This window comes from Actinomycetospora corticicola, assembly GCF_013409505.1.
GTDB lineage: Bacteria > Actinomycetota > Actinomycetes > Mycobacteriales > Pseudonocardiaceae > Actinomycetospora > Actinomycetospora corticicola.
Map to the genome: position 1 here is coordinate 4,520,260 of NZ_JACCBN010000001.1, position 12,640 is coordinate 4,532,899.

Annotated in this window: 12 protein-coding genes; 8 read left to right on the top strand and 4 right to left on the bottom strand. The window is 75.1% G+C overall.

All coding sequences use genetic code 11. The annotated features are described in order from the left end of the window. Positions 1–41: 41 nt before the first annotated feature. The 6 genes from BJ983_RS21995 to BJ983_RS22020 all read left to right on the top strand — a co-directional run bounded on the left by BJ983_RS21995 (position 42) and on the right by BJ983_RS22020 (position 6,289). Entirely contained in the window at positions 42–1,991 is a 1,950-nt protein-coding gene (locus tag BJ983_RS21995; protein ID WP_179795768.1) for a protein kinase family protein, read from the top strand. A gap of 79 nt (positions 1,992–2,070) precedes the next feature. Beyond that, positions 2,071–2,736: an RNA polymerase sigma factor SigM gene (gene sigM / locus BJ983_RS22000; protein WP_179795769.1), complete on the top strand. Its 666-nt coding sequence runs from the start codon at positions 2,071–2,073 to the stop codon at positions 2,734–2,736. Then, complete coding sequence (locus BJ983_RS22005) at positions 2,733–3,449, top strand: hypothetical protein (RefSeq protein WP_179795770.1); 717 nt, start codon at positions 2,733–2,735, stop codon at positions 3,447–3,449. The genes sigM and BJ983_RS22005 overlap by 4 nt, the downstream gene beginning before the upstream one ends. A 58-nt stretch (positions 3,450–3,507) precedes the next feature. Further along, positions 3,508–4,521, top strand: coding sequence for a thioredoxin-disulfide reductase (gene trxB, locus BJ983_RS22010; RefSeq protein ID WP_179795771.1), 1,014 nt, complete (start codon positions 3,508–3,510; stop codon positions 4,519–4,521). A gap of 34 nt (positions 4,522–4,555) precedes the next feature. Beyond that, the gene (gene trxA, locus BJ983_RS22015; RefSeq protein ID WP_179795772.1) at positions 4,556–4,882 is read left to right on the top strand and encodes a thioredoxin; all 327 of its coding nucleotides are present in this window, start codon (positions 4,556–4,558) and stop codon (positions 4,880–4,882) included. Positions 4,883–5,128: 246 nt separating this feature from the next. Continuing rightward, the gene (locus tag BJ983_RS22020) at positions 5,129–6,289 is read left to right on the top strand and encodes an N-acetylmuramoyl-L-alanine amidase (protein ID WP_179795773.1); all 1,161 of its coding nucleotides are present in this window, start codon (positions 5,129–5,131) and stop codon (positions 6,287–6,289) included. Between the two features lie 90 nt (positions 6,290–6,379). Here the strand turns inward: BJ983_RS22020 and BJ983_RS22025 are convergent, their stop codons facing one another. Then, the gene (locus BJ983_RS22025; RefSeq protein WP_179798107.1) at positions 6,380–7,054 is read right to left on the bottom strand and encodes a GNAT family N-acetyltransferase; all 675 of its coding nucleotides are present in this window, start codon (positions 7,052–7,054) and stop codon (positions 6,380–6,382) included. Between the two features lie 255 nt (positions 7,055–7,309). Between BJ983_RS22025 and BJ983_RS22030 the strand changes: the two genes are divergently transcribed. Together BJ983_RS22030 and BJ983_RS22035 are read left to right on the top strand one after the other, a co-directional pair. Next, positions 7,310–8,710: an aminotransferase-like domain-containing protein gene (locus tag BJ983_RS22030; protein WP_179795774.1), complete on the top strand. Its 1,401-nt coding sequence runs from the start codon at positions 7,310–7,312 to the stop codon at positions 8,708–8,710. 47 nt (positions 8,711–8,757) lie between these two features. Continuing rightward, positions 8,758–9,720, top strand: a complete 963-nt coding sequence (locus tag BJ983_RS22035; RefSeq protein WP_179795775.1) for a D-alanine--D-alanine ligase — start codon at positions 8,758–8,760, stop codon at positions 9,718–9,720. Between the two features lie 59 nt (positions 9,721–9,779). On the opposite strand, the gene BJ983_RS22040 is transcribed toward BJ983_RS22035, so the two are convergent. From BJ983_RS22040 to rsmG, 3 genes are all read right to left on the bottom strand, one after another. Further along, positions 9,780–10,844, bottom strand: a complete 1,065-nt coding sequence (locus tag BJ983_RS22040; protein WP_179795776.1) for a ParB/RepB/Spo0J family partition protein — start codon at positions 10,842–10,844, stop codon at positions 9,780–9,782. Beyond that, the gene (locus BJ983_RS22045) at positions 10,841–11,737 is read right to left on the bottom strand and encodes a ParA family protein (protein WP_179798108.1); all 897 of its coding nucleotides are present in this window, start codon (positions 11,735–11,737) and stop codon (positions 10,841–10,843) included. The genes BJ983_RS22040 and BJ983_RS22045 overlap by 4 nt, the downstream gene beginning before the upstream one ends. Before the next feature lie 149 nt (positions 11,738–11,886). Further along, positions 11,887–12,612, bottom strand: coding sequence for a 16S rRNA (guanine(527)-N(7))-methyltransferase RsmG (gene rsmG, locus BJ983_RS22050; protein ID WP_179795777.1), 726 nt, complete (start codon positions 12,610–12,612; stop codon positions 11,887–11,889). Positions 12,613–12,640: the final 28 nt, after the last annotated feature.

Consider the following 12,640-nt stretch of genomic DNA (forward strand, 5'->3'; position numbering starts at 1 on the left):
GCGGGTGGGGCGAACCCGGAGGTGACGGGGTGGACGAGGCGGTGAGCGCACGGCGCGTGCCGAGCCCGTCCCCCGCGCGGACGGGATCCGGGGCCGTCGCCGATCCGGCCGAGGACGCCGCCGCCGTCGAGACCGACGCCGCGACCGGGACCAACGGCACGAACGGGACGCGCGCGACCACGCCCGACCACGAGCCCGGTCGGGACGCGGACGGCGACGCCGACGAGGACTCCCCGACGACGGCGGTCCCGCCGGTGGCCTCGCCGTCCACGCCCGCCGGGTCGACCGGGTCGAAGCCCGCACCCGGGATCGACGGACCCACCACCTTCCTGCCCGACGCCGCCCGGCGCGGCGGCACCGGGGGCCGGACCGCGAGCCGCACCGGGTCGTCCCGGGGCGGCCGACGACCCACCCCGCCGCCGGGTCCGCGCCCGCCGTCGTCGGGACCGATCCCGGTCGGTCCCCGCGGCGCCCTCGTCCCCGGCACCGTGATCGCCGACCGCTACCGGCTCGTGGCCGAGGTCGGCCGCGACCGCGCCGCCGACGCCGCCCTGTGGAAGGCGCGGGACACCACGCTCGAGCGGGACGTGGCGATGACGCTGCTGGTCGGCGGCTGGCAGGCCGACGCCCGCGCGTCCTCCGCGCTCTCCCGCGCGACCCGGTCCGCGCACTTCGCGCACCGCCACGCCGCCCGCGTCCTCGACGTCATCCAGCCCGGCTCGAGCCGTCTGCCCACCGGGGTGCTGGGCGCCGCCGTGGCGGAATGGACGCCCGGCCGCGACCTCGCGGAGCTCGTCGCGGGGGGTCCGCTCTCGCCGAGCGCCGCCCTGCGGGTCGTCGAGCCGCTGGCGCAGGCGGTCGCGGACGCCCACCGGGCCGGGCTGGTCCTCGGTCTCGACCACCCGCAGCGGGTGCGGGTCACCGCGCGGGCGAGCGCCCGCCTGGCGTTCCCCATGCCGCGCGGCGACGCGGAGGTCGACGACGACGTCCGCGGACTCGGCGCGATCCTCTACCTGCTGCTGACCGGACGCTGGCCCTCCACCGACGGCTCGACCCCGGCCGGGCTGACGGCCGCCCCGCGCACGTCCGCCGGCGGGATCGCCCCGGTCCGGGACCTGCGCCCCGCCCTCCCCGTGGGGCTCGCCGCGCTGGTCGACCGCACGCTCGACGCCACCGGCGGGATCCGTACCGCCGCGGCGGTCCACGGGCTCGTCCGGCAGCTGCGCGAGGGCGCCGAGGACGACGGTGTGCTGCTGCCGCTCACCGAGGACGGCGTCCAGCTCGCGGACGACGACGGGGCGGTGTGGCACCCCGACGACTCCGAGGGCGAGCGCCGGGACCCCGACACCCGCCGCAAGCTGCGGATCGGGGTCACCCTGCTCGTGGTGGCGGTGCTGGCGATCGTCGCCTTCGTGGCCTTCCAGGCCGTCTCGCTGCTCGGCGGGGGCCCGTCGTCGGGACCTCCGCTGGTCATCCCGACCTCCGCCGCTCCCGCGCCCGCCCCCACCGCGGCGCAGAACCCGGCCGTGCCGGCGGTCCCGGCCGCACCGGGCACGCCCGTGCAGCTCGCGAGCATCGCCGTCTACGACCCCTCGGGAAACCCCGACAACCCCGACCGGGTCGGTCGTGCGGCCGACAACGACCCGTCGACGACGTGGTCGACCTCGGACTACCGGCAGCAGTTCCCGGCCCTCAAGCCCGGCATCGGACTGATGACGACCTTCCGGGCCCCGAGTCGGCCCACGCAGGTGATCGTGCGGTCCCCGAGCCCCGGCACCACCATCGAGATCCGGTCCGCGGCCGCGCCGAACCTGCCGCTGGCGCAGACCCAGCTGCTCGGCACCGGCACCGTCTCCGGGGACACCCTCACGATCCCGCTGCAGGCCGGGGCGCCCACCTCGAACCTGCTGGTCTGGATCACGGCGCTGGGCCAGTCCGACGGCCAGTACGCCAGCGAGATCGCCGAGGTGACGGTGATCGGCGGGAGCTGAGCTCCCGCGGGTCGGCCCGTTCCCACGGGTTCGGTCAAACCGCCCCTGCCCCACGCAGCGGCCGCCTAGCGTCCGCGGGGTGGACGACCCCCGCTCCGACGAGGCGCTGCTCGCCGCGCACGTCGCGGGGGACCCGACGGCCTTCGAGGAGCTGGTCCGGCGGTACTCCGAGCGGCTGTGGGCGTTCGCCACCCGCATCCTGCGCGACTCGCACGACGCGTCGGACGTGGTGCAGGAGGCCTTCATCTCCGCGTACCGCAACGCGTCCCGCTGGCGCGGCGAGGCCACCGTCACCACCTGGCTGCACCGCATCGTCCACCACGCGAGCCTCGACCGGCTGCGACGCCGGCGCAGCCGCCCCGCCGAGCCCCTCACCGACGCGCTCGACCTGCCGCTGCACCGCGACCCGATCCTCGACCGGGAGCGGGTGCTCGCCGTCGAGGAGGCCCTCGGACGACTGCCGCTGCCGCAGCGGGCCGCCGTCGTGCTCCTGGACATGGAGGGCATGACGGTGGCCGAGGCGGCCGCGGTGCTGGAGATCAAGGAGGGCACGGTGAAGAGCCGCGCCGCGCGGGGCCGCTACCGCCTCGCGCAGCTGCTCGGCCACCTGCGCCCGGAGCACGACACCGCCGCGCACTGGTCCGACGGGCGACCGACGGCGAGGATCGCCGGGAACGATCCGACCCCCGGCGACGTCCAAGCCCCGGGAGGCCGGACGCGCAGCCCGTCAGGAGGAGACCGATGACCGACCCGACGCCCGGCGCCCGCGCCCGCGGCGGGGACGTCCCGGAGGCCGGGGACATCGAGGACGCCGTCGGTCGGCACGGCGCCGGCGGGTCCCCCCGCCCCGGCGAGGAGCACCTCTTCGCCGCCCTCGACCGCACCCGGGCCGACCTCGCGGCCACCCCCCGCCCGACGGCCCCCGCCGGCCTCACCGGGGCCCTGCTGGCGGCGGTCGCGGCGGAGCGGGACGCCGGGCCGGCACCGGCGGTCGAGCCCCGTCCTGCCGACACCCCGGGACGACGCCGCCCGGGGCGCCGGTGGCTGGCGGCGGGCACCGTCGGGGTGGCCGCCGCGGCGGCGGTGCTCGCCGTCGTGGTGCTCGGCGGGGGCGGCACCGCCCCGTCCCCCGCCCCGGCGCCGACGGCCGCCCCCGCGCCCGGCCCCGGGTCGCCCGTCGTCCTCGCCTCCGCGGACCTGCCGCAGGCCCTGCGCTCCGCTGTCGGCGCCCGCGACGGGACGGCCGACCCCGCCGCCCGGGCGGGCTGTCTGGTCGCGCACGGGCTCCCTGCGGGCACCGTCCCCCTCGGCAGCCGGGCCGTCGTGCTGGACGGACGGCCCGGCACGCTCTACGTGCTCGGCACCGGACGGGCGGCCCGGTTCCGGCTCCTCGTCGTGGGCCCGGACTGCGCGCCGGGGTCCCCGGACACCCTCGGGGACGTGACGGTGGGCGGGTGAGTGGGGTGGGCGACACGGCGTGGGGAATCCTGGGGCCGTGGGCGACGTTTCAGCGGACGTGAGTGAGCAGACCATCCACGACGTCATCATCGTGGGTTCGGGACCGGCCGGGTACACCGCGGCGACGTATGCGGCCCGCGCCCAGCTCGACGTCGTGGTCTTCGAGGGCAGCCAGTTCGGCGGAGCCCTGATGACCACCACCGAGGTCGAGAACTATCCCGGCTTCGTCGAGGGCATCATGGGCCCGGAGCTGATGGACCAGATGCGGCGGCAGGCCGAGCGCTTCGGCGCGGACCTGCGGCCCGCGGACGTCGACGGGCTCGACCTGTCCGGCGAGGTCAAGACGGTGAGCGTCGGCAAGGAGCGGCACTCCGCCCGCGCCGTCATCCTCGCGATGGGCTCCGCGCCCCGCTACGTCGACGTGCCCGGTGAGGAGCGCCTCCTGGGCCACGGCGTCAGCGCCTGTGCGACCTGTGACGGGTTCTTCTTCCGCGACCACGACATCGTGGTGGTCGGCGGCGGTGACTCCGCGATGGAGGAGGCGACCTTCCTCACCCGGTTCGCCCGTTCGGTGACGATCGTGCACCGCCGCGAGGAGTTCCGGGCCTCCGGGATCATGCTGGAGCGGGCCCGCGCCAACGAGAAGATCCGCTTCCGGACGAACGCCGTGGTCACCGAGGTGCTCGGCGAGAACTCCGTGACGGGGGTCCGGGTGCGCGACGTCGTCACCGGCGAGGAGGACACCCTGGAGGCGAGCGGCATGTTCGTGGCGATCGGCCACGACCCGCGCTCGCAGCTGGTCGCGGGTCAGATCGACCTCGACGACGAGGGGTACGTGCAGGTCGCGCACCCCAGCACCTACACCAACCTGTCGGGGGTGTTCGCCTGCGGCGACCTCACCGACAAGACCTACCAGCAGGCCATCACCGCGGCCGGTAGCGGCTGCACGGCCTCGATCGACGCCGAGCGCTGGCTGGCCGAGAACCCGGCGACGTCCGTCCCGGACACCTCGCCGAAGCCCGGCGCCGGCACCGAGCTCACCCCCGAGCTCGACGCCGTCCCGGCGTCCTGACCGTCCCGATCCGTTCCGTCCGAGAGGAGCCCCCATGGGCAGCCCGATCAACGTCACCGACGCCACGTTCTCCGACGAGGTGCTGAACAGCGACAAGCCGGTCGTCGTCGACTTCTGGGCGACCTGGTGCGGCCCGTGCAAGATGGTCGCCCCGGTGCTCGAGGAGATCGCCCAGGAGCACGGGGACAAGATCACCGTCGCCAAGCTGGACATCGACCAGAACCAGGCGACCGCGCGTGACTACCAGGTCATGTCGATCCCGACCATGATCGTGTTCCAGGGCGGCAAGCCGGTGAAGCAGATCGTGGGCGCGAAGCCGAAGGCCGCGCTGCTCAACGACCTCTCCGACGTGCTGGCCTGATTGCCGTACACCTCCCCGACGCCGGGCCCGGACCTCGTCCGGGCCCGGCGTCGTCGTGTGTGCGGGGTGGTCGAACCCGAACCGTGACCCTCCGGCGCGGGCCCGCTGCCGGGTGTGCGCGGGGCGACAGGGCACAATGAGGCTCGGGTGAACCGGCGTGACTCGTCGGCGGTGCGACACCGTTGCCGCCTGGAGCGAGGGTCGGCGATCACCGTCGCAGTGACCGGACAGGACGGGAGCAACCGAATGCAGCTGCTCAGCCGCGGCGACACCGGTCCGGCGGTCGCCGAGGTCCGCGCAGCGCTCGAGGGCCTGGGCCTGCTCGAGCCCGCCGATGCCGCGCACTCCGTCTTCGACGCCGCGCTGTTCGACTCCGCGCTCGAGGACGCCGTGCGGGCCTTCCAGCAGAACCGCGCCCTGATCACCGACGGTGTCGTCGGGCCGGCCACGTACCGCGCCCTGCGCGACGCCCGTTGGTCGCTGGGCGACCGCATGCTCTGCCTGCAGATGGGCAACATGATGACCGGGGACGACGTGTTCGCCCTCCAGGAGCGCCTGCTGGAGCTGGGATACGACTCCGGGCGCGCCGACGGGGCGTTCGGCCGGCAGACCGAGCAGGCGCTGCGTAGCTTCCAGCGCGACTACGGGATGGCGCCCGACGGCATCTGCGGACCCCGCACGCTGCGTCACCTCGGCTACCTGGGCCGCAAGGTCACCGGGGGCCGCCCGGGCCTGCTGCGGGAGCAGGAGCGCCTGCACCGCGCCGGTCCGCGCCTCTCCGGCAAGCGCATCGTGATCGATCCGGGTCACGGCGGCGCCCACCCCGGCGGGGTCGTCGGAGAGGTCACCGAGGCCGGACTGGTGTCCGACATCGCCCGGCGGCTCGAGGGCCGGATGTCCGCGGCCGGCATGGAGGCGCTGCTCTCCCACGGCCCGCAGGACTGCCCGAGCGACGCCGAGCGCGCGGCCTTCGCGAACTCCGCCGGCGCGGACGTCGTGCTCTCGCTGCACGTCGACGCGAACCCGAGCACCGCCGCGAACGGGCTCGCCGCCTTCCACTTCGGCACCGGCACCGGTGCCACCTCCACGGTCGGTGAGGCCCTCGCGGGCTACATCCACCGCGAGCTGCTCGCCCGCACCCGGATGACCGACTGCGGGGTCCACCCGCGGCCGTGGGAGCTGCTGCGGCTGACCCGCATGCCCGCCGTCCGGGTCGAGATCGGGTACCTCACCAACGCCGCCGACCGCGCGGCGCTGCTCGACCCGGCGTTCCGCGACGTCGTCGCCGAGGGGATCCTGGTCGCGGTCAAGCGGCTCTACCTGCTGGGGCAGAACGACAAGCCCACCGGCACGTTCACGTTCTCGGACATCCTCCAGCGCGAGGAAGGCAGCCCGATCGGCGCCTAGTGCGCTTCGCCCGCTCGAACGAACGGCACTTCCGCTCACATAGAAGCTGCGGAAGTGCCGTTCGTGCGTTCAGGGGTGCCGCCGGACGGCCTACCGCGGCGCCGGTGCGCCCACCGGGGCGGCGGGCGCCGTCGTCACGGTCACCGAGCCGAGGAGCTGGGCGATCGCCGCCTCGACGTCCTCCTTCCAGGAGAACCCGGTGCGCAGCTCGAGGCGCAGGCGCGGCCAGCGGTGGTGCGGCGCGACGGTCTTGAAGCCGACGGCGCGCAGGAACGCGGCGGGCAGCACGCAGGTGGGGCCGTCCTCCGCGGTGCGGCCGTGGGCCTCGCCGCGCGGTCGGGCGGACGCGTCACCGAAGGCCTCCACGGCCTTCACCCCGCGGCGGGAGAGGTCCCGCACGACGTCCTGCACCAGCAGACGTCCGATGCCCACCTCGGCGAAGTCGGGCACCACGTGCAGGCCGCAGAGCAGGACGGCGTCCGGGCCCACCGGGGCCGTGGGGAACGCCGCGGCGCGGGGCACGGCGGCCGGCGGGGCGTAGAGGGCGTAGCCGGCGGGGACGCCGTCGACGTGGGCGATCCGGCCGCAGGAGCCCCACTCGAGCAGGACGCCGGAGACCCAGGCCTCCTTCTCGAGCTCCAGGGTGCCGAACTCCTCGGCCTGGCTGCCCAGGTGCGGCGGGAGCTCCCAGTAGACGCATCGACGGCAGCCCTTGGGCAGCTCCTCGATGTTGTCGAGGGTGATCCCCACGCACTCTCGCGACACCGACACTCCGTTCACCCGACTCCGCACGGTCCGGCCCGGGCGGCGCAGCACTGCGTCACCCACCCGGCCTTGGCATACGTACTCTCCCGCGCCGCTCACGACAATACGGGCGACCGGACGGGGGAAGCGGGCACCGGGGCGGCCGGAGCGACGGATGGTCGACGCCCGGGTGACGACGCTCGCTGAATCCGGTGCGCCCCGGCGCGTACAGTCGCGCTGATCCCCCGTCGTGAAGATGATCACGGAGAGTCGCTGATGACGCCGTCGTCCCCCGCCCCCCGACCCGACGCCCTCCACGGGGCCGGCGCGGCGGCGGCGGGCGCGGCGGCAGGCACCACCGGCGACCCCCACCTCGACCGCTACGCCGCCCGCACCACGGGGATGACGGCCTCGGAGATCCGGGCGCTGTTCGCCGTGGCCAGCCGCCCCGAGGTGGTCTCGCTGGCCGGCGGGATGCCGAACCTGGCGGCGCTGCCGCTGGACTCGCTCGCCGTCGAGGTCGGTGACCTGGTCGCGACCGAGGGCCAGGGCGCGCTGCAGTACGGCTCCGCGCAGGGCGTCCCGGTCCTGCGCGAGCAGATCGGTGAGGTGATGGCCTTCGAGGCCGGCTCGCTCGCCGCGACCGGCGGGTTCGCGCCGGACGACGTGGTCGTCACGGTCGGCTCGCAGTCCGCGCTCGACATGCTGACGCGCCTGTTCGTCGATCCCGGTGACGTCGTCCTCGCCGAGTCGCCCTCCTACGTGGGCGCGCTCGGCTCGTTCGCCGCCTACCAGGCCGAGGTCCGCCACGTCGCGATGGACGACGACGGGCTCGTGCCGGCCGCGCTGGAGGAGGCCCTGGAGCGCCTCGCCCGCGAGGGGCGGCGCGCGAAGTTCCTCTACACCGTCCCGAACTTCCACAACCCGGTCGGCGTCTCGCTCGCCCCCGGACGGCGCGCGCAGGTCGTCGAACTGTGCCGCCGGTACGGCGTGCTCATCGTGGAGGACAACCCCTACGGCCTGCTGGGCTTCGACGGGCAGACCTACGAGTCGCTCCGGTCGCTCGACCCGGAGAACGTCGTCTACCTCGGGTCGTTCTCGAAGATCTTCGCCTCCGGCCTGCGGGTCGGGTGGGCGCTCGCTCCCCACGGCATCCGCGACAAGCTCGTCCTCGCCGCCGAGTCGGCCACGCTGTGCCCGCCCGCCTTCACCCAGCTCGTCGTCTCGCGCTACCTCGCGACGCACGACTGGCGGAGCCTCGTGAAGTCGTTCCGCGAGATGTACCGCGAGCGGTGCGAGGCGATGCTGGGGGCGCTCGAGACGCACCTGCCGGAGGGCTGTTCCTGGACGCGGCCGCGGGGCGGGTTCTTCGTGTGGGCGACGGTGCCCGAGGGGGTGGACACCCGGGCGATGCTCCCGCGGGCCATCTCGGCCCGCGTCGCCTACGCGTCCGGCACCGGCTTCCACGCCGACGGGTCCGGGGCACGCCACATGCGGCTCTCGTTCTGCTACCCGCCGCCCGAGCGGATCGTCGAGGGCGTGCGACGCCTCGCGGGCGTGCTCGACGGGGAGCTCGAGGTGCTCCGCACCTTCGGTCTGTCCGGGTCGGGCGCGACCGGCGCCCGCCCGTCGTCGGGAACGCCGGGGCCGCAGGCGCCCTCGGTCGACACCGCCTGACTCCCTTCCCGACGACGGATCGCGACCCCGGACTAGGGTCCGGGGTCGTGATCGACCGCACCGTCGCCGTCCTCGCCGGCGGCCTCTCCCACGAGCGTGACGTGTCGCTGCGGTCCGGCCGCCGGATCGCGGCCGAGCTGCGCGACGCCGGGGCCACGGTGGACGAGTGGGACACCGACGCCGCCCTCCTGGGCCGGCTCCGCGACACCCGGCCCGACGCCGTCGTCGTCGCCCTGCACGGCGGGGAGGGCGAGAACGGGGCCGTGCAGAGCGTCCTCGAGCTGCTCGGGGTGCCCTTCGTCGGAACCGACGGCCGGGCCTGCCGCCGCGCGCACGACAAGCCGAGCGCGAAGGCCGAGCTGACGCGGGCAGGGCTCGACACCCCGGAGTGGGTGGCGCTGCCGCACGCGACGTTCCGCGAGCTCGGTGCCGGCGCCGTCCTGGATGCCCTCGTGGCCCGGCTCGGGCTGCCGCTCATGCTCAAGCCGGACCAGGGCGGCTCCGCGCTCGGCGCCCAGGTGGTGCGGGACGCGACGCAGCTGCCGTCGGCGATGGTCGGGGCCCTGGCCTACTCCGAGACCGTGCTCGTGGAGCGCTTCGTCGACGGGGTGGAGCTCGCGGTGTCGGTGGTCGACACCGGCGACGGGCCGGTCGCGCTCCCCGCCGTCGAGGTGGACCCGGAGAGCGGGGTGTACGACTACACGGCCCGGTACACCGCCGGCCTGACCCGCTTCCACTGCCCGGCCCGGCTCGACGAGGCGGTCGCCGCGCGGGTCGCCGAGACCGCCGTCGCCGCCCACCGCGCCCTCGGGTTGCGGGACCTCTCGCGCACCGACGCGATCGTCGACCGCGACGGCCGGGTGCAGGTGCTGGAGGTCAACGTGTCACCCGGGCTGACCGAGACCTCGCTCCTGCCGACGGCGATCGGCGCCGCGGGACTCGACCTCGGTGAGGTCTTCGGGCTCCTCGTGGAGCGCGCCGTGCGACGCGCGTCCGACCGCTCCGACTAGGCGTCGGGCGGAGCGGCGATCTCAGGGCGCCCTGAGATCGCCGCTACGGGCCCCGCCGGTCACTCCTCGGGTGAGGAGGCCGGGAAGCCCTTCTGGTTCATCAGCGCCGCGATGCGCTCCAGATCGTCCACCGAGCCGAACTCGACGACGATCCGACCCTTCCGCTGGCCCAGTTCGACCTTGACCCGCGTGTCGTACGCGTCGGACAGTCGCTCGGCGAGGTCCTGGAGCCCGGGCGCGTGCAGCTTGCGCGCGGGGGAGCGGCGCTTCGCGGCGGGCTCCTTCTCCCCGCGCGCCAACGTGACCGCCTCCTCCGCCGCCCGGACGGAGAGCCCCTCCGCGATGATCCGCGTCGCGAGCTCCTCCTGGGCGGTCGGGTCGTCCATGCCGAGCAGGGCCCGCGCGTGGCCGGCGGAGAGCACGCCCGCCGCGACCCGCCGCTGCACCGCCACCGGGAGCCGCAGCAGTCGGATCGTGTTGGTGATCGCGGGGCGACTGCGCCCGATGCGGTCGGCCAGCTGCTCGTGCGTCACGGCGAACTCGGTCAGCAGCTGCTGGTAGGCCGCCGCCTCCTCGAGCGGGTTGAGCTGGACCCGGTGGATGTTCTCGAGCAGGGCGTCGCGCAGCAGGTCGTCGTCCGACGTCCGCCGCACGATCGCCGGGATGTGCGTGAGGCCGGCCCGCTGGGCGGCACGCCACCGCCGCTCGCCCATGACCAGCTCGTGGGTGACAGGAACCGCGGAGCCGCCGGTCTCGTCGGTCGCCGGGGCGTCCAGCTCGCGGACGACGATCGGCTGCAGCAGACCGAACTCGCGCACGGAGTGCTCGAGCTCGGCGAGCGCCTCCTCGTCGAAGACGGAGCGGGGCTGGCGCGGGTTGGCCCGGATGCCGTCGACCCGGACCTCGCGGTAGACCGCGCCCGCGACGTTCCCGTCGTCCCCGGTCGGGGTCGTGTGCTCCGGTGCCGTCGCCGTGGTGCTCCCCGCGGGGCGGGCACGCTGCCCGATGACCACGTCGGCGGCGCGGCTCCCCACGCCGGGCCGGGTGTCCGTGCCGCTCTCGGGCGGCCCGGTCGGGATGAGGGCGGCGAGGCCACGCCCCAGTCCGCCGCGTCGTTCGGTCACGCCCACTCACCCGCCTTCGCGCCGGCCCGGGCCTCGGCGACCGCCGCGCGCATGGCGAACTCGCGGGCCGCGTCGAGGTAGCTCATCGCGCCCCGGGAACCCGGGTCGTAGGTGAGCACCGTCTGCCCGAAGCCGGGCGCCTCGCTGACCTTGACGCTGCGGGGGATCACGGTGCGCAGGACCAGGTCGCCGAAGTGGTTGCGCACCTCGTGGGTCACCTGGTCCGCGAGCTTCGTGCGCCCGTCGTACATCGTCAGCAAGATCGTCGACACGTGCAGCCGCGGGTTGAGGTGCGACTGCACCAGCCCGATGTTGCTCAGGAGCTGGCTGAGTCCCTCCAGGGCGTAGTACTCGCACTGGATCGGGATGAGGACCTCGGGGGCCGCCACCATCGCGTTCAGTGTGAGCAGGCCGAGCGACGGCGGGCAGTCGACCAGCACGTAGTCCACGTCGAGCCGGTCGAGCGCCTCGTCGGAGAGCGCCTGCTTGAGCCGGGACTCGCGGTTCATCATCGACACGAGCTCGATCTCGGCGCCGGCCAGGTCGATCGTGGCGGGCACGCAGAGCAGGTCGGAGGACCGGTCGCACACCTGGGCGGCCTGGTCGAGCGTGAGCTCGCCGATGAGCACCTCGTAGATCGACGGGGTGCCGCTGCGGTGGTCGACGCCCAGCGCCGTGCTGGCGTTGCCCTGCGGGTCGAGGTCGACGACCAGGACGCGGGCACCGTGCAACGCCAGGGCCGCGGCGAGGTTCACCGTGCTCGTCGTCTTGCCGACGCCGCCCTTCTGGTTGGCGACCGTGATCACGCGCCGGCGACTCGGCCGCGGCATGCGGTGGTCCTCGGGGTGCAGGACCCGCGCGGCCCGGGCGGCCTCCTCGGCGATCGGGGTCATGCCCCCGCCGTCGCCGTAGATGACCTCGCCGGCCCCGAGCACGCCGGCCCCCACCGTGGAGACCGCCTCGCTCACGGCCTCCCGGACCTTCTCGGCGCTGCCACGGTCGGGCCGGGAGCGCGTTTCACGTGGAACGCCCTGTCCTTCGGTCACGAGGATCGATCCTTCCTGCCCCGACCGCGGCGCCCGCCACCGGGACCCGAACCGGCCGCCGTACGCCGCTCCGTCCGATGTACCACCACGATGTGCGTCAGTGCGTCTCCCGCGCCGGTGGTGACGACCTCGACGTCACCACCACCCGCCGCGCGGAGCTCGACCGCGTCCCGGCGCACCTCGTCCGGGGCGCTGGCTCCCTTGAGCGCGGCCAGTGTCCCACCCGGCCGGACGAGGGGGAGCGACCACGCCGCCAGTCGACCGAGCGGCGCCACCGCGCGGGCCGTGGCCACGTCCGACTCCCCGACGGCCCGTCGGGTCTCCCGTTCCTCCGCGCGACCCCGGACGACCGTGACGTCGAGGCCGAGCGTCGCGACGACCTCCTCCAGCCACGCCACCCGGCGCGCCATCGGCTCGAGCAGCGTGATGCGGAGGTCCGGACGGGCGAGCGCCAACGGGATTCCTGGCAGGCCGGCACCGGAGCCCACGTCGACCACCGACGCGTCCTGAGGGATCACCGTGCCGACCCAGGCGGAGTTCACCAGGTGCCGGTTCCACAGGCGCGGGAGCTCCCGCGGCCCGATCACGCCCTGCTCGGTCCCCGGCCCCGCCAGCAGTTCGGCGAACCGTTGCGCGCGGGGGAGGGCGTCACCGAAGAGCTCGACCGCCTCCGGCGTCGGCGAGGACGGGCCCTCGAGCCGGTCCTGCTCGCCGACGGTCACGACCGCGTCCCCGTTCCACGTGAAACGG